This is a genomic window from Cohaesibacter sp. ES.047 (assembly GCF_900215505.1).
GTDB lineage: Bacteria > Pseudomonadota > Alphaproteobacteria > Rhizobiales > Cohaesibacteraceae > Cohaesibacter.
The window spans coordinates 4,311,525-4,334,391 of sequence record NZ_LT907844.1 but is presented as its reverse complement, the minus strand read 5'-3'; the positions used below and the strand labels follow the sequence as shown (position 1 = coordinate 4,334,391).

General features: G+C 56.0%; 21 protein-coding genes. 12 read left to right on the top strand and 9 right to left on the bottom strand.

Going from position 1 to position 22,867, the window contains the following annotated elements; genetic code table 11:
• The first annotated feature begins 53 nt into the window (after positions 1 to 53).
• From CPH65_RS19865 to CPH65_RS19850, 4 genes are all read left to right on the top strand, one after another.
• The gene (locus CPH65_RS19865) at positions 54 to 1,724 is read left to right on the top strand and encodes a nitrite/sulfite reductase (protein ID WP_096175460.1); all 1,671 of its coding nucleotides are present in this window, start codon (positions 54 to 56) and stop codon (positions 1,722 to 1,724) included.
• 1 nt (position 1,725) lies between these two features.
• Entirely contained in the window at positions 1,726 to 2,442 is a 717-nt protein-coding gene (locus CPH65_RS19860; protein WP_197703893.1) for a phosphoadenylyl-sulfate reductase, read from the top strand.
• 17 nt (positions 2,443 to 2,459) lie between these two features.
• Positions 2,460 to 3,020 (top strand): DUF934 domain-containing protein, encoded by a 561-nt coding sequence (locus CPH65_RS19855; protein WP_157747823.1) that lies wholly within the window; start codon positions 2,460 to 2,462, stop codon positions 3,018 to 3,020.
• A gap of 349 nt (positions 3,021 to 3,369) precedes the next feature.
• Positions 3,370 to 4,206 carry a ferredoxin--NADP reductase gene (locus CPH65_RS19850; RefSeq protein WP_096175458.1) on the top strand — a complete coding sequence of 279 codons (837 nt, stop codon included), beginning with the start codon at positions 3,370 to 3,372 and terminating at the stop codon, positions 4,204 to 4,206.
• A gap of 73 nt (positions 4,207 to 4,279) precedes the next feature.
• On the opposite strand, the gene glp is transcribed toward CPH65_RS19850, so the two are convergent.
• The 5 genes from glp to CPH65_RS19825 form a co-directional block, all read right to left on the bottom strand.
• On the bottom strand, positions 4,280 to 5,482 hold the full coding sequence (gene glp, locus CPH65_RS19845) for a gephyrin-like molybdotransferase Glp (RefSeq protein WP_096175457.1): 1,203 nt from the start codon (positions 5,480 to 5,482) through the stop codon (positions 4,280 to 4,282).
• 21 nt (positions 5,483 to 5,503) lie between these two features.
• Positions 5,504 to 5,998, bottom strand: a complete 495-nt coding sequence (gene moaC, locus CPH65_RS19840) for a cyclic pyranopterin monophosphate synthase MoaC (RefSeq protein ID WP_096175456.1) — start codon at positions 5,996 to 5,998, stop codon at positions 5,504 to 5,506.
• A 47-nt stretch (positions 5,999 to 6,045) separates the two neighbouring features.
• The gene (gene trpC / locus CPH65_RS19835; protein ID WP_096175455.1) at positions 6,046 to 6,846 is read right to left on the bottom strand and encodes an indole-3-glycerol phosphate synthase TrpC; all 801 of its coding nucleotides are present in this window, start codon (positions 6,844 to 6,846) and stop codon (positions 6,046 to 6,048) included.
• Between the two features lie 37 nt (positions 6,847 to 6,883).
• Positions 6,884 to 7,903 (bottom strand): anthranilate phosphoribosyltransferase, encoded by a 1,020-nt coding sequence (trpD, locus tag CPH65_RS19830; RefSeq protein ID WP_096175454.1) that lies wholly within the window; start codon positions 7,901 to 7,903, stop codon positions 6,884 to 6,886.
• A 194-nt stretch (positions 7,904 to 8,097) separates the two neighbouring features.
• Positions 8,098 to 9,966: a SurA N-terminal domain-containing protein gene (locus tag CPH65_RS19825; protein WP_172891554.1), complete on the bottom strand. Its 1,869-nt coding sequence runs from the start codon at positions 9,964 to 9,966 to the stop codon at positions 8,098 to 8,100.
• Between the two features lie 463 nt (positions 9,967 to 10,429).
• On the opposite strand from CPH65_RS19825, the gene tpiA reads away from it, so the two are divergent.
• The 6 genes from tpiA to CPH65_RS19795 all read left to right on the top strand — a co-directional run bounded on the left by tpiA (position 10,430) and on the right by CPH65_RS19795 (position 16,375).
• Positions 10,430 to 11,176 carry a triose-phosphate isomerase gene (tpiA, locus tag CPH65_RS19820; RefSeq protein ID WP_096175452.1) on the top strand — a complete coding sequence of 249 codons (747 nt, stop codon included), beginning with the start codon at positions 10,430 to 10,432 and terminating at the stop codon, positions 11,174 to 11,176.
• A 253-nt stretch (positions 11,177 to 11,429) separates the two neighbouring features.
• Entirely contained in the window at positions 11,430 to 11,834 is a 405-nt protein-coding gene (gene secG, locus CPH65_RS19815; protein WP_096175451.1) for a preprotein translocase subunit SecG, read from the top strand.
• A 358-nt stretch (positions 11,835 to 12,192) separates the two neighbouring features.
• The gene (locus CPH65_RS19810) at positions 12,193 to 13,824 is read left to right on the top strand and encodes a CTP synthase (protein ID WP_096175450.1); all 1,632 of its coding nucleotides are present in this window, start codon (positions 12,193 to 12,195) and stop codon (positions 13,822 to 13,824) included.
• Positions 13,825 to 13,964: 140 nt separating this feature from the next.
• Positions 13,965 to 14,831, top strand: a complete 867-nt coding sequence (locus CPH65_RS19805) for a VOC family protein (protein ID WP_157747822.1) — start codon at positions 13,965 to 13,967, stop codon at positions 14,829 to 14,831.
• Positions 14,832 to 14,858: 27 nt separating this feature from the next.
• A complete protein-coding gene (gene kdsA, locus CPH65_RS19800) occupies positions 14,859 to 15,689 on the top strand; it encodes a 3-deoxy-8-phosphooctulonate synthase (protein ID WP_096175448.1) in 831 nt (276 codons plus the stop codon).
• Positions 15,690 to 16,195: 506 nt separating this feature from the next.
• Positions 16,196 to 16,375 carry a hypothetical protein gene (locus CPH65_RS19795; RefSeq protein ID WP_096175447.1) on the top strand — a complete coding sequence of 60 codons (180 nt, stop codon included), beginning with the start codon at positions 16,196 to 16,198 and terminating at the stop codon, positions 16,373 to 16,375.
• A 119-nt stretch (positions 16,376 to 16,494) separates the two neighbouring features.
• On the opposite strand, the gene CPH65_RS19790 is transcribed toward CPH65_RS19795, so the two are convergent.
• On the bottom strand, positions 16,495 to 17,514 hold the full coding sequence (locus tag CPH65_RS19790; protein WP_157747821.1) for a DUF1835 domain-containing protein: 1,020 nt from the start codon (positions 17,512 to 17,514) through the stop codon (positions 16,495 to 16,497).
• Between the two features lie 463 nt (positions 17,515 to 17,977).
• Here CPH65_RS19790 and eno point away from each other — a divergent pair, with 463 nt between their 5' ends.
• Positions 17,978 to 19,255, top strand: a complete 1,278-nt coding sequence (gene eno / locus CPH65_RS19785; RefSeq protein WP_096175445.1) for a phosphopyruvate hydratase — start codon at positions 17,978 to 17,980, stop codon at positions 19,253 to 19,255.
• Between the two features lie 354 nt (positions 19,256 to 19,609).
• Here the strand turns inward: eno and CPH65_RS19780 are convergent, their stop codons facing one another.
• The 3 genes from CPH65_RS19780 to CPH65_RS19770 all read right to left on the bottom strand — a co-directional run bounded on the left by CPH65_RS19780 (position 19,610) and on the right by CPH65_RS19770 (position 22,128).
• Positions 19,610 to 19,921, bottom strand: coding sequence for a hypothetical protein (locus tag CPH65_RS19780; RefSeq protein WP_157747820.1), 312 nt, complete (start codon positions 19,919 to 19,921; stop codon positions 19,610 to 19,612).
• 96 nt (positions 19,922 to 20,017) lie between these two features.
• A complete protein-coding gene (locus CPH65_RS19775) occupies positions 20,018 to 20,611 on the bottom strand; it encodes a UbiX family flavin prenyltransferase (RefSeq protein ID WP_096175443.1) in 594 nt (197 codons plus the stop codon).
• 20 nt (positions 20,612 to 20,631) lie between these two features.
• Complete coding sequence (locus CPH65_RS19770) at positions 20,632 to 22,128, bottom strand: UbiD family decarboxylase (protein WP_096175442.1); 1,497 nt, start codon at positions 22,126 to 22,128, stop codon at positions 20,632 to 20,634.
• A 389-nt stretch (positions 22,129 to 22,517) separates the two neighbouring features.
• Here CPH65_RS19770 and CPH65_RS19765 point away from each other — a divergent pair, with 389 nt between their 5' ends.
• Positions 22,518 to 22,829: a septum formation initiator family protein gene (locus CPH65_RS19765; protein ID WP_096175441.1), complete on the top strand. Its 312-nt coding sequence runs from the start codon at positions 22,518 to 22,520 to the stop codon at positions 22,827 to 22,829.
• Positions 22,830 to 22,867 lie beyond the last annotated feature (38 nt).

Genomic DNA, 22,867 nt, shown 5'->3' with positions numbered 1-22,867 from the left:
GTGTCGTGCACTGAAGGCCACGTCAGACCAAGCCCCAAAAGAGGACCCCTGCCATGTATCGCTATGACGAATTTGACGCCAGTTTTGTGCGCCAGCGCGTGGACCAGTTCCGCAGTCAGGTCGAGCGCCGGGTTTCTGGAGAGTTGACCGAGGATGAATTCAAACCCTTGCGTCTGATGAACGGGCTTTATCTGCAGCTCCATGCCTACATGCTCAGGGTGGCTGTTCCCTATGGGTCTTTGAACAGCACACAGTTACACCGACTTGCCGATATCGCGACCAAGTATGATCGCGGCTACGGCCATTTCACGACGCGTCAGAACATTCAGTATAACTGGCCGCGCCTTGCGGACACACCGGCCATACTCGATGAGTTGGCTGAGGTGGAAATGCACGCCATCCAGACTTCGGGAAACTGCATTCGGAACGTGACGACCGATCAGTTTGCCGGGGCGGCCCACGACGAGGTGGCGGATCCGCGTGTTTATGCCGAAATCATCCGGCAATGGTCGAGCCTGCATCCCGAATTCTCGTTTTTGCCGCGCAAGTTCAAGATTGCCATCAATGGGGCCAAACAGGACCGAGCAGCGATCCGGGTGCATGACATCGGTTTGCAGTTGGTCGCGCTCTCTGACGGGACGGTCGGTTTTGACGTCTATGTCGGTGGCGGGCAGGGGCGTACGCCGATGATTGCCAAGCTGGTTGCGGAAGGTATCTCCGAGACCGACATCCTGAGCTACCTTGAGGCGGTCTTGCGTGTTTACAACCGCTACGGTCGTCGGGATAACAAGTTCAAGGCGCGGATCAAGATACTGGTGCATGAGACCGGACTTGAGCAATTGCAGGCGGATATCGCCGAGGAATATGCTCACGTCAAATCGACGCTTCTGGATGTGCCCAAGAGCGAGATTGACCGGATCAACGCCTATTTTGCGATGCCCGCTCTTGTTGATGACCCTCAAGGCGCAGAGGCTTTGGTGCGCCAGCGCGCGTCTGACGCTGGATTCTCGCGCTGGGTGGGGCAGAACACCCACGGTCACAAGAAGGCGGACCATGTGAGTGTCAGCATTTCGCTCAAGCCCATCGGTGGCGTGCCGGGAGACGCGACAGACGCTCAGATGCATCTGGTTGCCGATCTCGCTGAACGCTATGGCTATGACGAGGTGCGGGTGAGTCATGAACAGAACCTGATCTTGCCGCACATTGCCAAGACCAACCTTTTCGAGATCTATCAAAAGCTCGTGGAAGCGGAGCTTGCCGAAGCCAATGTTGGGCTGGTCACCGATATGATCGTCTGCCCCGGGCTCGACTATTGCGCGCTGGCCAATGCCCGTTCGATTCCGATCGCGCAGGATATTTCCCGTCGGCTCGGTTCGACCGAACGTCAGGCCCAGATCGGTCCACTGACGCTGAACATCTCCGGCTGCATCAACGCTTGCGGGCATCATCATGTCGCCCACATCGGTATTCTCGGCGTGGATAAGAAGGGGCAGGAGCTCTACCAGATCACGCTTGGCGGATCAGCGGATGACCAGAGCGCCATCGGTGAGATCCTCGGGCGCGGCTTTCCTGCCGAAGATCTGACCGATGCCATCGAGCTGGTCATCGACACTTATATCGGTTTGCGGCTTTCCGGAGAGGAGACCTTCATCGAAGCCTATCGCCGGGTTGGGCCGGCTCCTTTCAAGCAAGCCCTTTATCCAGACAGCAAGAAGGTGGCCTGAGATGATGCCTATGCTCAAGAAAAGCGAGCTGGATGCTCTTTCCTTGCAGGATGTGGAGACACTGAACGCAGCGTTTGACGGCCTTGCGCCACAAGAGGTGCTCAAATGGTTGGCGCACAACACCGCCAATGGTGACGTGCCGCTGGTGTCATCATTCGGTGCTGATTCCGTTGTTTTGCTTCACATGATCTCCCAGATTGATCCGGGCTATCCGGTTCTGTTTATCGATACCGGCAAGCATTTTGTTGCCACCTTGTCCTATCGCGATCAGCTCAGGGAGCATTTTGGTTTGACCAATCTCGCCTCAATCGGGCCGGATGCAGCTCAGTTGAAAGAGCAGGATCCGTATGGCTCACTCTGGATCTCTAATCCGGATGCTTGTTGCGATCTGCGCAAGACCCTGCCGCTCGACCGGGCGATGGCCGGTTATGGTGGCTGGATCACCGGACGCAAGCGCTACCAGACCGGCGATCGCTCAAAGCTCGCCACTTTTGAGCTCAAGGATGGCAAGGTGAAAGTCAATCCTTTGGCAAGCTGGGGGCCAAAGGATGTGGCCGACTATGTCAAGGCACAGTCCCTTCCGGGGCATCCGTTGGTGCCCAAAGGGTATCTGTCGATTGGTTGTGCTCCCTGCACCAGTCCGGTCGAAGAGGGGCAGGATGCCCGCTCCGGTCGCTGGAAGGGGTCGGACAAATCGGAATGCGGACTTCATATCTGAGAAAGGGATTGCCGAGCATGAACAAGGAAGCCAAGACCCTTTATCGGGATGGAGCCTTTTGGTCAGACGAATGGACCGTGTTGGCCGAAGATGCCGATTTTTCTGGACGGTCGCACATACTCATACCGTTTGACGCGGCCCTTATGTTCCTCTCTCAATGCAATGAGAAGCCTGAGCACTTCGGTGTGCTGGTGGATGCCGATGATGATGTGGAGGCCCTGGCGCCCCATCTCGACAGCGTCAGTGTTGTTGCGATCAGCTTTCCCGGTTTTGCAGACGGGCGCGGCTTTTCATCTGCGCGCCTGTTGCGCGAGAGGCTCAACTTTACTGGCGAAATCCGGGCTATGGGGCACTATATCCTCGATCAGATGCCGCTTCTTGCGCGGTGCGGCGTTGATGCGTTCATGATTTCCAGTGACAAGGTGCGGGCCGGTCTTGAGCGCGGTGAATGGCCGGAAGTTACCCACTATTATCAACCGGTCGCAGCAGACGGAGCGGACGCGATTGCCAGCCGCCCCTGGCTGCGGCGCAAGTCCACCCACCCGAACCGGACCGGCGAGTCCTCTGATAGGGGTTGATCTTTTCCTGCCGGGCTTTTAACAGACTGTGGAACGAAGCCGCAGACGATCACGCTTCACCGAGTGTTGCGACGTATTGTCTCTGGCGATGATTTGTGATTTGCGAAAATATGCAAGCAGTGTGAACTTTTGTCGCGGTTGAGCGAAGCGTGACAAAAATCAAGGCTTGTTGCTTTGCAAGGGCATAAACAGGCCGAAAATGGTGCCGTTGCGGAATGGCAAGGCGTGTTTCACGCAAATGTCGGACTTGTACCGTTTGTCGGTTGGCAAAAGACGGCGCGGATTAGGATCGTGGACACGAGTCGCTGTGCAAAAGCGCTCTGCGGTCCGGTTTTTGAAGGAGAATGCAATGACGCAGCAAGGTGAGGTGATTAGCGCCACAGCCAGCGCGGCCAGCAAATCAGTGTTTCCGATTCCGGCCAATGTGTTTGCCGAAACAGTGACCCAAGTCGAGCATTATACTGATCGCTTGTTCAAATTCCGGATCACACGCCCGGCGAGCTTTCGCTTCCGGTCCGGCGAGTTCGTGATGATCGGGTTGCCCAACGCAGAGCGCCCGGTGTTTCGCGCCTATTCGGTTGCCAGTCCGTCGTGGGATGAAGAGGTGGAATTCTATTCCATCAAGGTGCCTGGCGGACCGCTCACCGAGCATCTTCAAAAGATCAAGGTTGGTGACACCATCCTGATGCGCAAGAAGCCTACCGGGACACTGGTCAATGACGCCCTGTTGCCGGGCAAGCGGCTTTATATGTTCTCGACCGGCACCGGCATTGCGCCTTTCGCATCCCTGATGCGTGACCCCGAGACCTATGAGAAGTTCGATGAGGTGATTCTGACCCATACCTGCCGCGAGGTTGCCGAGCTCAAGTATGGAGAGGAATTGTTTGAACTGTGCAAGACCGATCCGCTGATCGGCGAGTTCGCAGCCGAAAAACTCGTGCTTTATAACTCGGTTACCCGTGAGGACTATCCGCGCACGGGCCGCATCACCGATCTGATGACCTCGGGCAAGCTGTTTGAAGATCTTGGTGTGCCGCCAATCAATCCCGAAGACGACCGCGGCATGATCTGCGGCTCCATGGCGATGCTCAACGACACCAAGCAGGTGTTGGAAGATTTCGGTCTTGTGGAAGGCTCCAATGCCCGTCCCTCGACCTTCGTTGTCGAGCGTGCTTTCGTGGATTGATTGCAACGCTGATACTAGTGAAAAAGGCCAGTCCGTTCGGGCTGGCCTTTTTTGTTTCTGATCTTTTGGGGGCCTAGAGGCGGATGATCTGGCAGGCGCTGCCTGCCTCACTTTGCGCTGCATGGGGCGGATGGACGATGAGGCACTCCGCGCGGGCAAGGCCGCTGAGCATGGCGCTGTCCTGCGCGGTCATCGGTGTTGCTACCGGACGTCCCTCACTGTCGCGCTCCAGTGTCGCCCTGAGATAGGCCTGACGCGGTCCATTCTCTGCGAGAGTATCGCCGAGCAGTGCCGGTTCCAGCAGGTGGGAGCCTTCCAGCCCCATGCGTTTCTTGATCAGCGGGACAAGGAAGAGCAGGGCTGCCGTCATGGCCGAAACCGGATTGCCCGGAAGACCGAGAACCTGTGTCTCACCCAATGTGCCCGCCATCAGGGGCTTACCCGGCCGCATGGCGATGCGCCAGAAATTCAGTGTCATGCCCGCATCCTTGAGCACATCTTGCACATGATCATGGTCACCGACAGATACGCCGCCACTGGTGACGAGAATGTCGACCCCTTGCGACCGGGCCTCTTCGACCTTGGCCGCAATGGCATCCTTGTCATCGGATGCTATGCCCAGATCGATAATCTCGGCGCCCGCTTCCAGAGCAAGCCCGGCAACGCCGTAACTGTTCGATGCGATAATCTGGTCGGGGGTGGGATCGTCACCGGGATGGACAAGCTCATCACCTGTTGCCAGCACGGCGACCTTGGGGCGTTTGTAGACGCTGAGGACCGACTGGTTCATTGAGGCTGCGAGTGCCAGTGCAGAAGGACTCAGTTCTGTGCCCTTGGTCAACAGCACGTCGCCTGCCTTGAAGTCCGATCCGGCCTTGCGGATATGCTTGCCCACTTCGACACTTTCAAGTGCTGTGACGAATGCGCCGTCGCGTTCGGCATTTTCCTGAATGAGGATCGTGTCAGCGCCTTTAGGCACTGGCGCCCCGGTGAAAATCCGAACCGCTTCCCAGCGGTGCACGATATCGGGAAAGCTTTTACCCGCTGGTGCTTCACCGGTAATCTGAAGACGCATGGGGACTTGTACGAGATTTTCTGCCTTGACCGCATAGCCATCCATGGCGGAGGCATCAAAAGGCGGCTGGTTGCGATTGGCGGCAAGATCCGAGGCCAGAACGCGTCGCAGGCCCTTGTCAATCGGCACGTCTTCACTTGCCATCAGCGGACCATCGGCCAACAGTCGCGCAAGGGCTTCTTCTACACTCATCAGCGCCATGCTGCTCTCCTCAAATCCGTTTTATTGACTTTTCCAGTTGCCAGACTTGCCGCCGGTCTTTTCCATCAGGCGGACATCCGAGATGATCATGCCCTTATCCGCGGCTTTTGCCATGTCATAGATCGTCAGACACGCGATGGAAGCCGCTGTGAGCGCCTCCATCTCGACGCCGGTCTGACCCGTCAGTTTGGCCATCGCCGTTACCTTGAAGCCCGGCTCGGAGCCCGCTTCGGTATCCAGCGGCTCAATGTCGATGGAGACCTTGGACAGTGCAAGGGGATGGCAAAGGGGGATCAGCTCGTGGGTGCGTTTGGCTGCCATGATGCCTGCGATGCGGGCCGTGGCCAGCACATCACCCTTGGCCGCACTGCCTGACAGGATGAGATCAAGCGTCTCGCGCTTCATTGTGATTTTGCCCGTGGCGATTGCCGTGCGCACGGTCGGTGTCTTGCCGGAGACATCGACCATATTGGCCGCACCGCTTTCATCGATATGGGTCAGTTTTGCGTCGCTCATTCTTTTTCTTTGATCCTTTGTTGGCATCTTGCCTCAGTCGTGCTGGCTTATCGACGCGTCAGCAAATCGAGCGTCGCTGCCATCACGTCGTCCTGACGCATCAGGCTCTCGCCAATGAGGAAGGAATGGATGTTTGCTTTGGTTGCCAACAGAGCCAGATCCTCGGGCGTAAACAGACCGCTTTCGCCGACAAGAAGTTTGTCATCGGGGACCATCGGCGCGAGCGACAGGGATGTCTCCAGTGTGGTCTCGAACGTCTTGAGGTTCCGGTTGTTGATGCCGATGAGCGGGGAGGTGAGGTGGCTCAGCGCTCGTTCCAGCTCTGGCGCATTGTGAACCTCAATCAAAACGTCCATGCCCAATTCCATCGCGGTTTCTTCCAGAGCCTTGGCTTCGTCGTCGGTGACGCCAGCCATGATGATCAGGATGCAATCGGCACCCCATGCGCGGGCCTCATAGACCTGATAGGTCTCATAGAGAAAGTCCTTGCGCAGCGCAGGCAGGGAAACTGCCTCGCGGGCAGCGATGAGAAAGTCGGGATGTCCTTGAAAGGATGGGGTGTCTGTGAGCACCGACAGGCAGGCTGCGCCGCCGTCCTCATAGGCCTTGGCCAACTTGGGCGGATCGAAGTCTGCCCGGATGAGGCCTTTGGAGGGGCTTGCCTTCTTGACTTCAGCAATGAGGCCATAGTGGCCATGATCGACCTTTGCCTTGAGGGCCTTGAAAAAGCCGCGTGCGGGGGGCTGATCCTTGATACGAGCCTTGAGGTCGGCAAGGGGGATTGCGGCCTTGGCGGCAGCGATTTCCTGGCGCTTGTAGGCTTCGATTTTTGTCAGGATGTCGGCCATCTGGCGTTTCCTTCCTTGCAAACTGTTGACTTTGACCTCAGGCCTCAGCGTTGGAGACTTCGATCAGTTTCTGAAGGCTCGCCAGAGCCTTGCCCGAGTCGATCAGGTCTGCTGCCATCTCGATGCCTTCTTCATAGGTTTTGACCTTGTCGCCAATCAGAAGGCCAGCCCCGGCATTCATCAGGACAATGTCTCGATAGGGGCCTTTTTCACCTTCAAGAAGAGCGATCATGGATTTGGCGTTTTCATCACCGGTTCCGCCACGCACATCATCAATGGTCACGCGTTTGAGGCCATAGTCTTCGGGTTTGAGGTCAAAGGCTCGGATCTCGCCATTCTTGAGCTCGACCACCTTGGTTTCGCCAAGGGTGGAGATTTCATCAAGGCCACCAGCACCGTAGACGGCCCAGATCATCTCGGAATCGAGTTTCTTGAGCGTCTGAGCGAAGGGTTCGAGCCATTTGGGATCATAGACGCCGAGCAATTGACGCTTTGCATGAGCCGGATTGGACAGCGGGCCGACGAGATTGAACAGGGTGCGGACGCCCATTTCTACGCGGGCGGGGCCGACAAATCGCATGGCAGTGTGATGATTGGGAGCGAACATGAAGCCGATACCGGCTTCATTGATGCAGCGGGTGACGCCGTCTGATGTCTGATCGAGATTGACGCCAAGGCTGGAGAGAACGTCACTGGCCCCCGAGCGGGAGGAGACGGCCCTGTTGCCATGCTTGGCCACCAGCACACCGCCTGCTGCCATGATCATCGCGGCGCAGGTGGAAATGTTGTATTTCTTGGTTCCCGTTCCGCCCGTCCCGACAATGTCTACCACGCCCGCAGGGGCATCGACCGGCGTCATTTTCTCGCGCATCTTGATGACGGCACCGGTGATTTCCTCAATGGTTTCGCCGCGAAGGCGCAAGGCCATGAGGAACCCGCCCATCTGAGCCGGTGTGGCGTTGCCCTCCAGAATGATGTCGAACGCCTCAGCGGCTTCATTCTGGGTCAGGGACTGGCCCTCTGCGACTTTTGCCAGAAATGGCTTCATCTCATCCATCTGGAATTCTCCTGTCAAAAGGTGTGATTGCTGGGGCCGGAGCGGGCGGGCAGGGTTGGTCTGCTTCTCACCTGCGCTTCGGTCGGAGGCAGGGTCTTGTCCTTTTGGTACGCCCACAAGAGGGGGGCTCATTGCGGGCATACCGATTTATCATTGTGGAACGGACACTATAGCCTAACGGAGACTACCGTTGGCTAGTTGGAGCCGTTCACGATCTGCTGCAACAGCGGTTCGTTGATCGTATATTCGAGTTCACGCAGTTTGGCCGAACTGAGCTGGCCCAGAAGATCCGTGCCGAAGTTTCTATTCAGGGTGCTGCGCACGTTTTCTAGCTGTAGCGCGTCCGGGCTGAAGTCCGGCTCTGTGACGTCGACCACCTGCAGGACATATTGCGTGGTGCCGTTGACCGCCGTGGTCTTGGAGTCGCGGGGGCCTTCAAAAGCCTTCTCGACGACAGGGGTCGGCAGGTCAGCACCACCGCGACGGGTGATGTCGGTCGCAGTCTGTTTGGTCAGGTCGCGATCGGACGCCACGGCGTCAAGGCTTTTGCCTGCTTTGATCTCGGCGAGGATCTCTTCAGCCTTTGCTGCGTTGCGGGTGCGGCGCTCCTCGGCCTTCCATGCAGAGACAACATCATCACGGACCTCATCAAGGGTGCGATCACGATCGGGGATAATATCCGTGACGTTGAACCAGGCAAATCCGGTGCTGCCGATGTCGATGGGGTCGGCCTCATAGTCGATTTCGTTATCGAAAACCGAGCTCAAAAGCGTTTCCTGCTCTGGCAGATCGGTGATTTTTTCGCCTGTTTCGAGTTCGCCCGTTTTGGAAATGGCGGACACTTCGCGCAAGGGCAGATTGAATTTGTCGGACACTTCCTTCAGCGTCGCGCCACCCGCCCGTTCGTCTTCGACCTTGTCGAAAATGCCGAGCACTTCGCCACTTGCACGTTCGGCTGCGATTTCAGCCTTCAATTGATCCTTGATCTCATCGAACGGAGAGGCCTGTTGCGGTTCGATCTTGGCGTTGCGCAGGATCAGGAACCCGAAGCGGCCTTCAATAACATCCGAGACTGCGCCCTCATCAAGCGAATAAATGGCTTCTGCAGCTGCGGGGTCGGTGATCTGTTCCTTGGTCAGGAGGCCGAAATTGACATCTTCCATGGACAGGTTGCGCTCGTTGACGATGTCATCGAAGCTGGCGCCATTCTTGATTTTTTCTGATGCTGCTTCGGCTTCTTCGCGCGTGCCGAACAGGATTTGCTGCATCTGGCGCTTTTCGGGCTGGACGAACCGGCTCGATGCGGTCTCATAATAGATCTTTGCATCTTCGTCGGTCACCGCCGAGGCATCCATGATGTCGCCCGGTTCGAGCTTCAACACCACGAAAGAACGATATTCCGGCGCGCGGAATTGGATTTTGTTGGCATCGAAATAGGTCTGCAGCGCCTCGTCCGTTGGCTCTTCGATTTCGCCAAGGTCGTCTTCCTGCAAGGCAATATAGTCAATATCGCGCTGCTCGTAGGTGAAGGTGTTGAAGACCTTGAGGGCGGCATTGGGAACCGTCGTCTTGCCCGTGAGGGACTCGGAGAGCTGTTTGCGGGTCTCAAGCGCTTCGCGGCTGAGGACATAGCGGTCTTCTGTCGTGCCAGCATTGCGCAGCATCAGGTTCATCTGGTTGCGATCAAAACGGCCGGAGAATTGAAAGGCAGGTTCGGTTGCGATCACCTTGGCCAACTCCTCCGAGGACAGGCCCATATTGAAGTCCTTGGCCATGTCGTTGAGAGTTGCTTCGCTGATCATGCGGCCCAGTACCTGAGTTGGCAGACCGAAGGCGGATGTCTGTGCCGGGGTGAGGCGGCGGCCCAACTGATTGGACAGGGCGTTGACTTCGAGCACCAGCTGGCTCTGATAGTCTCGGGCGTCAATCTCCGTATCGCCAACGGTGGCGATGGCACCGCGACCGAAGTTCGAGAAGATATCGGCAATGCCCCAGACCGCAAAGCTCAAGACCAACAGACCCATCAGGATTTTGGCAACAAACCCCGAGGCCAACGAACGCATTGTTTCCATCATTGGATGGTGTGTCCTTTTCTGACGCAATGAGGAGACCTGCCTTTACATCCCGTTCTCGGGGCGCACCTGGTGGTGCGGGCGGTTCCTTCTGCCTTCTTTTCATGTTCGCCGGATCATAGAAAGCTCGATCCATTGCTGCAACCCAAACAGAAGAGAAAGGTGGCACAAATGGGGATGGTATCTTGTTTATTCGCAAAAAGATTCCGCTCAATGGGGGTGCCGTGCCTGCGAGAAGGGGCTTATGGCAAAAATGGCTTGTGTAAATCGAGAGGAATTGACGCAGGCTTGACCCAGATCCTGTGCACAGGAACGACAAGATGGGCTATGCCTGTTGCGGCTTTCGTCGTATATGTGCGGCAAGGCGCGGAGCGGGCTTGCAATGTCTCGTCTGTTTCGCCGTGTGTCGGGCTGGACCAATTTTTATCGATTGCGCTTTTAAAGGAGCAGATTCATGAGCATCAAACCTCTCGTTGCCGGTAACTGGAAAATGAATGGCCTCAAGGCCTCTGTCGCTGAACTCGAAGCGCTGGTCGCTGGCTTCGATCTTGCGGACAAGGTTGAGACGATGATCTGCCCGCCCGCTACACTGGTTGTTCCCTTTGCCGAGAAAACTGCCGGAACTGCTGTCGCCATTGGCGCTCAGGATTGTCACATGAATGTTTCGGGCGCTCACACCGGTGATCTGTCTGCTGAAATGTTCAAGGATGCTGGCGCCAGCGCGATCATCGTCGGGCACTCCGAGCGTCGCGCCGACCATGGCGAGACCAACGGCACGGTTGCTGACAAGGCAAAAGCCATTTGGGCACAGGGTCTTGTTGCGATCATCTGCGTGGGTGAAACCGAAGCCGAACGCAAATCCGGCGAAACACTGGAAGTTGTCGGCACCCAGCTTGAAGGCTCTATTCCTGAAGGTGCGACTGCTGCCAACACCGTGATTGCCTACGAGCCGGTCTGGGCGATTGGCACGGGCCTGACACCAACTGCAGATGATGTGGCAGAAGTGCACGCCTTCATGCGCGCCGAACTGGTCAAGGCCTTTGGTGACGAAGGGGCGAACATGCGTCTTCTTTATGGTGGGTCTGTCAAGCCGGGCAACGCTGTTGAACTGATGGGCGTCGACAATGTCGATGGTGCGCTCGTCGGCGGTGCAAGCCTGAAGGCGTCCGACTTCCTTGGGATCATGGCGGCTTATAAATAAGCCTGACCCCAGACCAGGTCTGGCCCTGAGCGTTCCACACCCTGCATTCAGGCCTCGAACCGGTGGAATATCCACCTTTCGGGGTTGTCTGAGGCGGCTGTGATGACCAAATGAGACCATAGCCCCGGAAAAATGCCCGTTGGCACTGGAATTGCGCATGGTCTTGTTGTAAAGACGGGCCAGAATATGAACCTTTTGCGTCGGGCCGCAGGAACGTGCTGGCCCGATTCATCGTTTGTGAGACGGTTGGATAATGGAATCAGTTGTAATTGTCATTCATCTGCTGATTGTTGCCGCGCTGGTGGTCGTCGTACTGCTGCAGCGTTCTGAAGGCGGCGGTCTCGGTATCGGCGGCGGCGGTGGCGGCGGTGGCGGTTTTTTGACCGGCCGTGGTGCAGCGAACCTGCTCACCCGCACGACTGCAATTCTGGCCGCCGGTTTCTTCATGACATCCCTTGGTCTGACCATTCTGGCCGGCATGAAAAGCAAGCCTTCTGATGTGCTTGACAATGTTCCGGCACAGACGCTGCCGAGCGGTGTGGATGAAAACAGCGGCGGCATTCTTGATGAACTGCAGCAGTTGAGCCCGAGTGCTCCGACACCTTCCGAGGCCCCGGCTACCGAGCCGACCGGTCCGCAGGTGCCGACCTCTCAGTAGGATCCGCAACCGCAGGCATAAAGACTGCTTTGACTAAGACACTTCAAACCGGCCCTTGCGATGTGTGCAAGGGCCGATTTGTTATGGTACGGTCGTGGCTCGGCCCACCCCGAAAGATCTGGGGTGATTGGAGGGGCGAGCGGACCCAATTTCCTTCCTGCTTAAATAAATCCGACAAGAGATGGCAGTGAAGGGACTTTTGCGTTTCGGTGATGGCCTGATCCAGCACCGAGCGGGAGGCGCGCGAAACAGAAATCGTGAGCAATGGGTGCCGTTTTCACAGCGCTCACAGCTTTTGTTGTTGGCTAAGATCGATTTGCTTGGCGAATCGGCGCAAAGGGAAGTAATTTAAAATTCCATGGCGCGATATATTTTTATCACTGGCGGTGTGGTGTCTTCGCTTGGCAAAGGGCTTGCGTCTGCGGCTCTTGGGGCGGCTCTACAGGCGCGCGGCTATTCAGTTAGACTGCGCAAACTCGATCCCTATCTCAATGTCGATCCCGGCACGATGTCTCCCTACCAGCATGGGGAATGCTTCGTAACCGATGATGGTGCGGAAACGGACTTGGATCTGGGGCATTATGAGCGATTTACCGGACGTCCTTCGAACAAGAAGGACAATATAACGACCGGTCAGATCTATCAGAACATTATCACCAAGGAACGACGTGGCGACTATCTGGGCGGGACCGTGCAGGTGATTCCCCATGTCACGGACGAGATCAAGGCCTTCATTCTTGATGGCAATGACGACTATGACTTTGTCTTGTGTGAAATCGGCGGTACCGTCGGTGACATTGAGGCAACGCCTTTCTTCGAGGCCATTCGTCAGCTTGGAAACGAATTGCCTCGCGGACAAGCGATCTATATCCACCTCACTCTTGTTCCCTATATTCCCAGTGCAGGCGAGCTCAAGACCAAGCCGACACAGCACTCCGTCAAGGAACTGCGGTCCATTGGTATTCAGCCCAATATCCTGATGGTGCGCTGCGACCGGCCCATTCCCGAGGCGGAGCGGCGCAAGCTGTCGCTGTTTTGCAATGTGCGGCCAGAGGCCGTCATTCAGGCGCTTGATGTGGGCAATATCTATGAAGTGCCGCTGGCCTATCATGCCGAAGGGCTTGATACCGAGGTTTTGGCGGCGTTTGGCATCGATGGGGCTCCCAAACCCAATTTCGAACGCTGGCACACCATTCTTGATCGCGTGAGCAATCCCGAAGGGGAGGTCACGATCGCAGTGGTTGGGAAATATACCTCGTTGCTGGATGCCTACAAGTCGCTGATCGAGGCTCTGACCCATGGCGGCATCGCCAACAAGGTCAAGGTCAATCTCGACTGGATCGAAAGTGATCTGTTCGAGGGTGGCAATGATCCGACCGCGCGGCTTGAGGGCGTTCATGGCATTCTGGTGCCGGGCGGCTTTGGTGAGCGTGGAGCCGAGGGCAAGGTCGCTGCGGTGAAATATGCGCGTGAGAACAAGATTCCCTATTTCGGGATCTGCTTCGGGATGCAGATGGCGGTTATCGAAGCGGCGCGGAATCTTGCCGGTATCGGTGATGCGAGCTCCTCGGAATTTGGTGCCAGCGGACACAATGTCGTCGGCCTGATGACCGAATGGAGCAAGGGCAATGCCAAGGAAGTGCGCAAGGAAGACGGGGATCTGGGCGGAACCATGCGCCTTGGTGCCTATGAAGCGCACCTGACGCCGGGCTCCAAAATCGCAGAAATCTATGGCGAGACCATTATCCAAGAGCGGCATCGCCATCGCTACGAGGTCAATATCGACTATAAGGAAAAGCTGGAAGATTGCGGCCTATCCTTTGCGGGTCTATCGCCAGATGGCGTCTTGCCCGAAACCGTCGAAATCGCTGATCATCCATGGTTCATCGCCGTGCAGTACCATCCGGAACTGAAGTCACGGCCGTTTGCTCCGCATCCGCTGTTTGCCTCCTTTATCGGGGCAGCGGTTGAGCAGAGCCGACTGGTTTGATCCATCTTTCCTTTTGAGGCTGCGCGGTCTTCTGGCTGCGCAGCCTTGCTTTGATTGCCAATCATATTTGCATGCCTAAAAAAGCGGTCAGGCAACAAGCGACTGCGTTTTGCAGGTCGTGTCTGGGAGTGAGGACCATTATGCGTGGGGTTGATCATATCGTGTTGGCTGTTCAGGATCTGGACGCTGCCCGCGACTTCTATTCATCATTGGGTTTCACTATCACGCCGACGGCCTACCATCCGTTCGGAACGAAGAACGCGCTCATCCAGTTCAATGGCAGTTTTCTTGAATTGCTTGCGGTTGATGATGAAGGCAAAATTCCCGCGCCTGACGCTGGCAAATTCTCGTTTGGCGGCTTCAACCGGGATTTTCTAAAAAAGCGCGAAGGGGCCTCGATGCTGGTCCTTCGGTCGCGCGATGTGGCTGCGGACCTTGATGATTTTGCCGCGCTCGGCCTTCAGACCTATCCGCAGTTTGACTTCGAGCGTGAGGCAACGCTGCCAGACGGAAGCCGGGCCAAGCTGCGTTTTTCCAATGGCTATCTTTCACATCGGCTGATGGCGCATACGGGTTTCTTTGTTTGCGATCATCGCCACGATCCGGCTTTCTTTTGGCACAATGCCTATCAGACACACAAGAATGGTGCGTCCGGACTAGCGTCCGTTCTGTTCGCTGCTGCTAATCCATCAGACCACCACGAGTTTCTGGGTGGCTTTTGTGGGCAAAGGGTCATGCGTTCGACAAGTGCCGGGGTTGAAATGGATACGGTGGATGAGCAACTTGAGATCCTGACCCCTGCTGCTCTGAGCGCGTTCTACGGCATTGACTTGCCCAGCGATATGCCGGATGAAGGCGGTATCGCCGCGTTGTCGATCCGTGTCGATGCCGATAAGGCCAAAGAGTGTCTTGTCAAAGCGGGTATCGCGTATCGTCAATTGAATGGCTATCTTGTTGTCAAAGCGGGCGATGCATTTGGTTGCGCTCTGCTGCTGAAAACTGATTAAACGGAATCCAATCTGAAGAGATCCATCATGACTGCACCCAATCGCGTCGTTTCCGCCGGCTCCGTCCAATTTGGTAACCATCTGCCCCTGTCCATCATGGCTGGCCCTTGCCAGATGCAAAGTCGTGAGCATGCGCTGGAAACCGCGTCGGCACTCAAGGACATTTCGGACAAGCTGGGCATCGGAATTGTCTACAAATCCTCGTTTGACAAGGCCAACCGGACCAGTCTTGGCGCGGCACGCGGGATCGGGCTTGAAAAGGCCTTGCCGATCTTCGCGGAAATCAAGGAAACGTTCGGGCTGCCCATTGTCACCGATATCCACGATGCCGACCAGTGTGCGGAAGTCGCCAAGGTAGTCGATATCCTTCAGATCCCGGCGTTCCTGTGTCGCCAGACCGATTTGTTGATCGCTGCGGCTGAAACCGGCGCGGTCATCAATGTGAAGAAGGGGCAGTTTTTGGCTCCTTGGGACATGCGCAGTGTCGCTGCCAAGATCGTGGGGAGCGGCAACAAGAATGTCATGCTGACCGAACGCGGCGCGTCCTTCGGGTACAACACGCTGGTCTCGGACATGCGCGGCCTGCCGATCATGGCGCAAACCGGAGCGCCGGTGATCTTTGATGCCACTCACTCAGTACAGCAGCCGGGTGGGCAGGGTGAAAGCTCCGGCGGTCAGCGGGAGTTTGTTGCCGTGCTGGCGCGCGCCGCTGTTGCGGTTGGCGTTGCCGGTGTGTTCATCGAGACCCACGAGGATCCGGACAATGCTCCGTGCGATGGTCCCAATATGGTGCCGCTGTCAGAGCTTGAGCAGATGCTGGCGCAGCTTCAGCAATTCGACAGGATTGCAAAGGCCTGATCGTTTCAGGATAGGTTTGACGAGCAAGGGATCACGGCGGAGCGAGACTTTCCATTCCGGCTGCCGTGAAACCTCCTCAATGATATTTTATCTGAGTCTGTTCAAAAAAAGCTTCATATTTCTCATAACGTTGATAGACTGTCTGTGACTTTACAAAACAGATATGTGCAGCGTTTTTTACTCCTCTTTTGGGGCTCTTCCCGTCGCTGCGTTATAAATGACGGGACAACGCAAGTATATTTTTGAAATATAAGCATCCGAAGGCGTGGGGACAGCCTTCTGGATGGATGTGGGACTTTGGGCTCGTTGGGCCTATTGTCCCGCACTCCAACGGTTTTCTTCTTGTTCAGTGATGTTGGTCGTGAAGGGTGTGGCCGTTGCCTGTTGGCGGGGTGCGACACAATGGCTCAGTGTTTGCTTTTGATCTGGTATTCGTCCGTACAAACCCTATGTTTCCGCTAAACATCAGGAAAAGTCCTGATGTGCTAAGGAATGAAGGGTGAAATATGACTGAAGCAACGGCATCCGAAACCAAACTGAGTTGGGCCCTGATTGCAGCCTTGTTGGTGCTGCTTGTTGTGTGGGGCTTTGCGATTGCGACGTGGGGCTACGGCGCCATCATCGTGCCTGCGTTGGCACTTACGGCGACCTCGCTGATCAGCCTGATTTTTGTAACGCGCGGCTGATACTCCGCTGAGTTCGGACGATCATTGAGCCTTTCGGGGCGTCAAGAAAGGGCTTTCCCGATTCGGAAAAGCCCTTTTTAAGCATCTATCGTCTGAGGCGCGCGTTGCCTGACTGATGATCAGGCAGCCCGATGGTGGGACAACAACTCACCATCATCTTCCCAGCGCCAATGGTCTGCGGTGGTCAATTCGGTGCCGCCCCACCAGCGATGCAAACCGTTTTCCGACAGGAAGTCGGCGTGCCCGGAGAGGGCCTTCTTTCCGAAGTCCGTGATGTGGAGTGGCGAGGTGATGAACTCCTTGCGCTGCTCTGAATTGGAGAGGATGCGGGCCTTGAAGTCCTGCGGTAAACCGGTCAGGGCAGGGCGCTGGCAATATTGCAATCCGGACAGGATCTGAAAGAAGGTCAGGTCACCGAGGAAAATGGCTTCTTCCATATTCTGGACCTGCGCAAACAGCATGCCCGGACGTGTTACTCCTCGATCAAGACTATATAGAATCTGCCGCTCTGTGCGAGACAGGCCATCAGACCCCGGCAATTCCTGAAGAGCGCGCAGCAGGGCATGACCCATGAAGGGAAACCCGGGGATCGGTTCCTTGCGCAGGGCGTTGACCGCCTCCGGCCCGCCGGATGTGTAGGCATGCCAGGCTTTTGAGGCGAAGGCGAACATGCGGTCGAGCACCGGTAGTGTCAATTCTTCAAACCGGCTGATTGTGTCTGGCTTCTGCATGCCAAGATAGGTTGGAGCCTGCGTTATAAAGACGTTGTTGGTCCGGCCAAAACGCGACAGCATGTCCAGCACCTGCAGGATCTGCAATTGATCATAGAGGTCGTGCTCGAACCACAGATCAATGCGATCAAAGTCCTGATGGGCCCGGAGAATGTCGAAGCGGTTCTTGAATGTTTCCATCACCGAGGCTTCGGTGTGAACATATCCGTCAGCGAGGGCCTTGGAGCGAATGGCAGCGAACAGGGTGTCGTCGGCATCTGGCACCGGCCCCTCGTGCAGCACATCTTCCCATGGCAGAATCGCATCGCCGATTTGAGCTTCTCGCAGCAAGTCTGCGGCAGATGTGCCGTTGGTGATGATCAGGGTCGCCATGAGGTGTCCTTCTGCCGTTTTTACGAGTTTGATCAAGGCAATCATCCGGTTGTCCGTGACCGGTACTTGTGGCCTTTGCTGATTTGTTTGAAGCAGCTTTTGAAAGGTGGGTCAATGATCATCGCCCGGACCAACTGATTGTTCCTGCTGGCAGGAAGCTTTGTTGATCCGTCGAGTGAACAGGTGCTGTCGCTCATTGGGCGTGACTTGTGATTCGGAAGGCAAAGCAAGCACCCGTCAATCCGGTTTGCCATGCCCGGGGAGCGCTGTGGCATGCGAACACTGCATGGCCGTTGTTGCGCAGTAAGCCTTACGACTAAAGCCCAATTTTACACAGATCAATGTCGGCGTGCGCGAAAGACTGTAATCCGACTGACAAAATGGCTCCTTAGGGTCCATTTGGGCTTTATTTTAGTCTTCTGCCCTATGATTCTGGCGTGGAATTCGTTAGATAGCAGGCATCAGAATTTATTCAACTCATCCAAATTGAGGTACGAACATGACCGCAATTATCGACATCGTTGGCCGCGAGATTCTCGACAGCCGCGGAAACCCAACTGTTGAGGTCGACGTCGTTCTGGAAGACGGCTCCTTTGGCCGTGCTGCCGTTCCGTCCGGCGCTTCTACCGGTGTGCACGAAGCACACGAGCTGCGCGATGGCGAAGATCGCTACGGCGGCAAGGGCGTCTCCAAAGCCGTTGAAGCCGTCAATGACGAAATCTTTGACGCTCTGGTTGGCCTCGATGCAGAAAACCAGATCCAGCTGGATCAGGTCATGATTGAACTGGATGGCACCGAGAACAAAGGCCGCATCGGCGCGAACGCCATTCTCGGCACCTCCATGGCGGTTGCCAAAGCTGCTGCAAATGCTGCTGGCCTGCCGCTCTATCGCTATGTTGGTGGTATGAACGCTTGCACCCTGCCTGTTCCGATGATGAACATCATCAACGGTGGTGAGCATGCGGACAACCCGATCGACGTTCAGGAATTCATGATCATGCCGGTTGGTGCTGACAGCATCGCTGAAGCCGTTCGCATGGGCGCTGAAGTCTTCCACGCTCTGAAGAAGAACCTCTCCAAAGCTGGTCACAATACCGCTGTTGGTGATGAAGGCGGTTTCGCACCGAACCTTGAATCCACCAAAGCAGCTCTGGACTTCATCATGCAGTCCATCAAGGACGCTGGCTTCAAGCCGGGCGAAGATGTCTATCTTGCTCTCGACTGTGCATCTTCCGAATTCTACGAAGATGGCAAATACAACCTCAAAGGCGAAGGCAAGGTTCTTGACTCTGCCGGAATGGCTGACTATCTCGCTGACCTGGTTGCCAACTATCCGATCATCTCCATCGAAGACGGTATGGACGAAGACGATTGGGAAGGCTGGAAAGTGCTCACCGAGAAAATCGGCGACAAATGCCAGCTGGTTGGCGATGACCTGTTTGTGACTAACACCGCTCGCCTCAAAGACGGCATCAAAATGGGCGTTGGCAACTCCATCCTCGTGAAAGTGAACCAGATCGGTTCCCTGACCGAGACCATGGAAGCCGTTGAAATGGCTCACAAGGCATCCTACACCGCTGTGATGTCTCACCGCTCTGGTGAAACCGAGGACGCAACCATTGCTGACCTCGCTGTTGCCACCAACTGTGGCCAGATCAAAACCGGTTCGCTGTCTCGTTCCGACCGTCTGGCAAAATACAACCAGCTGATCCGCATCGAAGAAGAGCTTGGCCCAATGGCGAAATTCGCTGGCCGCTCGATCCTTAAAGGCGAATAAGCTGAGGTAAGCTTGGGCCTTCGGGCCTGATCAAAAGAATTCAACCGGCGTGTGTCTCACACGCCGGTTTTTTTGTGGCGTTTTTCAGGCCATGAACTCCGTTGCCTGATAAAAAGGGGCAATCCGATCTGCCGTTTGGTGGGTTTGGCACTTCCATGAAAGCAGCGATGTTCGGAGTTTTGTTACATTGTTTTTGAAATGAGGTGTTTCATTGCATATGAAATGTAATTTTGAAAGATAAGCGCCGTTGTAGCCCCGCAGCTAAAATGGCTCCGGATGAATGGTAAAGTCGTCTGCTGGGGGAGGGGCTGGTGCAGCGGCCAGTCGCGTCGACCGGCTTGAGCGGGATCGAGGTTAGCGTGCCTTGCGATAAAGGAAGGTGATTAGGGTCTCGAAAAACATCCAGACGAGGCGGGCAAACAGGACGTAGAGCGCAAAGGCCAGTTTGTCGTCGATTTTGAGGAGCTCATACCATTTGGCGTAGTCCATGATGACGGGCTGAAGCTCAAGCCAGTCGAGGGTGACGCGCGTGACCATGTGGACTTGAGTATAGATCTGCTCCTGATAGAGAAAGCAGTAGATATAGAGCATGGTTCCCAGAATGATGCCGATGGTCAGGCGCCAAAAGCCGGCCAACGTGGAACTGAAAGCTCTCATAAGCAGCATGGTCATTCCTCAAATTGTCTCATCGCGTGAGAAGCTTACGCGATTGAAACCCGCATGTCAGGTGTTTTTGGTCTGGCGTGGCCTCTATTTGGTCATTCATCCTTCCCAGCGTTTCATGTGTTCGCCAAGATCAAGCCCGAGGAGCATAAGGAGGCGGGCCGCTGTCTGTTTGGCCATGTCTTCGACGCTTTCGGGTTGCAGGTAGAAGGCGGGAACCGGCGGCGCGATGATACCGCCCATTTGGCTTACGGTGAGCATCGATTGCAGGTGCCCGGCGTGAAGCGGGCTTTCGCGGACTGCGAGAACGAGGCGCCTGCGTTCTTTCAACATCACATCGGCGGCGCGAATGGAAAGCCGGTCAGTCTGACTGTAGGCAATGGCGCTGAGGCTGCGGATTGAGCAGGGGACAAACAACAGAGCATCAAGGGTGTTGGACCCGCTTGCGATGGGAGCGGCCAGATTGGTGTCGTCGTAACTCTTGTCGGGCAATGAATAAAGTGCCCCTCGCTGAACGTCGCTCAATTCAAGGGCGCAGGTGCGCTTGCCGCCTTTGGTGAAGATCGCATGGCTTTCCAGCGCGGGGTTGTCTTCTTTTAGTCGCTGGATGAGATGCAGGGTTTCAAGCGCAAGCAGGCCGCCCGAAGCGCCCGTTACCACTATTCCGATGCTGGTTGGTTTCTCGCGTGTCATCGACGCTTCCTTTTGCCCGTTCAGAGATTGAGATCCTTCATTAGTTTCTCAACGCTGGCAATGGTCTGTGGTTCCATTTTGAGCTCTCTCCCCCAGTCGCGGTCGGTTTCTGATCCTATTTTGTCTGTTGCGTCGATGCCGAGCTTGCCGCACAGCCCTTCCTTGACTGACGCAAAATCGAGGTAGTCCATCGGGGTGTTTTCGATGGTGAGGAGATCGCGGGACGGATCGGTCTTGGTGGCGACGGCCCACATGACATCGGCCCAATTGCGTGCATTTACGTGTTTGTCGACCGTGATGATCAGCTTGGTCATGTTGAATTGCGGCAGCATGGACCACATGCCCATCATCACCCGGCGTGCTTGACCGGCGTAGCGCTTGTCGATCGACAGAACGGCGATGCGATAGGATGCGGCTTCGGGTGGCAGCCAGCAGTCGACAACCTCGGGGAAGCTTTGGCGCACGAGCGGCAGAAAGACATCGTTGAGGGCCTCAGCAATCACAGAGGGCTCGTCCGGTGCACGGCCGGTGAAGGTCGAGATATAAATGGGGTCGCGCCGGTGGGTGATGGCGGTGACGGTCATCACGGGAAAGGGTTCTACGCTGTTATAATAGCCGGTGTGATCGCCATACGGGCCCTCGGGCCGGGTGTCGGAAGCGGAGACGATGCCTTCTATGACGATTTCGGCGTTGGCCGGCACGAGGAGTGGTTGGGTTTTGGCTTGAACAAGCTGGGTCGGCTTGCCGCGAAACAGGCCTGAGAACTGGGCTTCGCTCAGCGTTTCGGGGATGGGGATCACGGCTCCCAGAATCGTTGCCGGATCGCTACCGATGGCGATGGCCACGGGCATGTCTTTGCCGCACGTTTTCCAGGAGCGGAAATGTGCTGCACCGCCGCGGCTTTCGAGCCAACGAACGATCAGTTGGTTGCGTCCTGCCTGCTGCATGCGATAGACGCCCCAGTTGTAGCTGCGGATCTGCTCGTTATTCTCAGGCCGGGTGATGACAATCGGCCATGTGACAAGAGGGGCGGGCTCATCAGGCCAGCAGCCCTGAATTGGCAAGGTGTTCAGATCGATGTCGGTGCCAAGGGTGACGACCTCTTGGCAAGGGGCGGAGGATTGGACTTTGCCCCTGAGGCTTGTAGCTGCTTTGAGGAGCGGGCCGATGGCCGAAAGGATTTCAGATTTCTCCGGTGGTTGAGGTTGGCGCAAATAGGCCAGAAAGGTGCCGAGCTCAAGCAATTGGTCCGGCGCACAGCCAAGGCCCCAGGCGACGCGCTCGATGGTGCCGAAGAGATTGAGCAGAACAGGAATGCTGCTGCGGGTGCCGTCATGGAGAATTGGTTCCTCAAGCAGCAGGGCCGGGCCTTTTTTCAGCATGACCTGTCGTTGCAGCTCCGTGGCTTCGAGCTTCATGTGAACCGGTTGACGGATTCTTTTGAGGCACCCTTGCTTTTCACAGAATTGCAGGAAGCTGCGCAGATCGGCAAAGGGTGGCTGGCTGCGGTGATACATCGGTCTTTGCCTTCTTCTGCTGGGGTGTGCTTTGAGTGTCGCGGGCCGGCTTGAGTACCCATGCTCTGTGTTTGTGCACACATTGGTGCCGGGGACTGTCGCGCCTTCACGCGGCATTTCCCATGACAAGGATCAAACCGTCTATGGAGCTGGTATGGCGGGTGGTTTCCTCGTTGGTAACTTGGTCTGTTCCGCTTTGAGTCAAAATTGTAAACCGTTTGTTAAGTGGCTGAATTAATTAATATTTCATATACCAAAAAATTTGCGAAATTTCTTGAGAAGATGTGTTTTTGAAAGCGTTTGTTAACGCTAGTGGGGCTTAATAAGCATGTGTCGAGCAGAAAAGGTTTTGCGTACTGCTCGAACGCCGGTTTAGTAGGGTGTACGGCATGGCAACTCGCCAGAGAAGAAATTCTGTTCTGCGCCATCTGGCGCTTCCATTTTGTTTTCTCCTCATTCTTGGATATTTTGTGTTCCATGCGCTTCATGGTGGCTATGGCGTCTATGCGCTGGGTGACATGAAGGCACGGGCTGACGCGCTTGAGGCCGATCTTTTGGCCTATCGGATCGAACGGGAAACCGAAGAGCATCGTATTGCCCTGTTTCGCCGCGAGACTCTGGATCCTGATATGATGGACGAGCGGGCGCGGGCCTATATGAATGTTGCGCACCCCGACGAGCTGGTTATTTTGACGAATTAACCTGAAAACGGTTCACGGTTTTCAATTAACTGAAATCA

Excerpts from the sequence above, each read along its gene's own strand:
- trpC (WP_096175455.1), bottom strand. The coding sequence starts at position 6,846 with ATGGCCGACATCCTGACAAAAATCGAAGCCTACAAGCGCCAGGAAATC.
- secG (WP_096175451.1), top strand. The coding sequence starts at position 11,430 with ATGGAATCAGTTGTAATTGTCATTCATCTGCTGATTGTTGCCGCGCTG.
- CPH65_RS19765 (WP_096175441.1), top strand. The coding sequence starts at position 22,518 with ATGGCAACTCGCCAGAGAAGAAATTCTGTTCTGCGCCATCTGGCGCTT.
- CPH65_RS19780 (WP_157747820.1), bottom strand. The coding sequence starts at position 19,921 with ATGCTGCTTATGAGAGCTTTCAGTTCCACGTTGGCCGGCTTTTGGCGC.
- glp (WP_096175457.1), bottom strand. The coding sequence starts at position 5,482 with ATGGCGCTGATGAGTGTAGAAGAAGCCCTTGCGCGACTGTTGGCCGAT.
- kdsA (WP_096175448.1), top strand. The coding sequence starts at position 14,859 with ATGACTGCACCCAATCGCGTCGTTTCCGCCGGCTCCGTCCAATTTGGT.
- CPH65_RS19860 (WP_197703893.1), top strand. The coding sequence starts at position 1,726 with ATGATGCCTATGCTCAAGAAAAGCGAGCTGGATGCTCTTTCCTTGCAG.
- moaC (WP_096175456.1), bottom strand. The coding sequence starts at position 5,998 with ATGAGCGACGCAAAACTGACCCATATCGATGAAAGCGGTGCGGCCAAT.
- CPH65_RS19775 (WP_096175443.1), bottom strand. The coding sequence starts at position 20,611 with ATGACACGCGAGAAACCAACCAGCATCGGAATAGTGGTAACGGGCGCT.
- trpD (WP_096175454.1), bottom strand. The coding sequence starts at position 7,903 with ATGGATGAGATGAAGCCATTTCTGGCAAAAGTCGCAGAGGGCCAGTCC.
- CPH65_RS19795 (WP_096175447.1), top strand. The coding sequence starts at position 16,196 with ATGACTGAAGCAACGGCATCCGAAACCAAACTGAGTTGGGCCCTGATT.
- CPH65_RS19855 (WP_157747823.1), top strand. The coding sequence starts at position 2,460 with ATGAACAAGGAAGCCAAGACCCTTTATCGGGATGGAGCCTTTTGGTCA.
- CPH65_RS19810 (WP_096175450.1), top strand. The coding sequence starts at position 12,193 with ATGGCGCGATATATTTTTATCACTGGCGGTGTGGTGTCTTCGCTTGGC.
- eno (WP_096175445.1), top strand. The coding sequence starts at position 17,978 with ATGACCGCAATTATCGACATCGTTGGCCGCGAGATTCTCGACAGCCGC.
- CPH65_RS19770 (WP_096175442.1), bottom strand. The coding sequence starts at position 22,128 with ATGTATCACCGCAGCCAGCCACCCTTTGCCGATCTGCGCAGCTTCCTG.
- CPH65_RS19865 (WP_096175460.1), top strand. The coding sequence starts at position 54 with ATGTATCGCTATGACGAATTTGACGCCAGTTTTGTGCGCCAGCGCGTG.
- tpiA (WP_096175452.1), top strand. The coding sequence starts at position 10,430 with ATGAGCATCAAACCTCTCGTTGCCGGTAACTGGAAAATGAATGGCCTC.
- CPH65_RS19850 (WP_096175458.1), top strand. The coding sequence starts at position 3,370 with ATGACGCAGCAAGGTGAGGTGATTAGCGCCACAGCCAGCGCGGCCAGC.
- CPH65_RS19825 (WP_172891554.1), bottom strand. The coding sequence starts at position 9,966 with ATGCGTTCGTTGGCCTCGGGGTTTGTTGCCAAAATCCTGATGGGTCTG.
- CPH65_RS19805 (WP_157747822.1), top strand. The coding sequence starts at position 13,965 with ATGCGTGGGGTTGATCATATCGTGTTGGCTGTTCAGGATCTGGACGCT.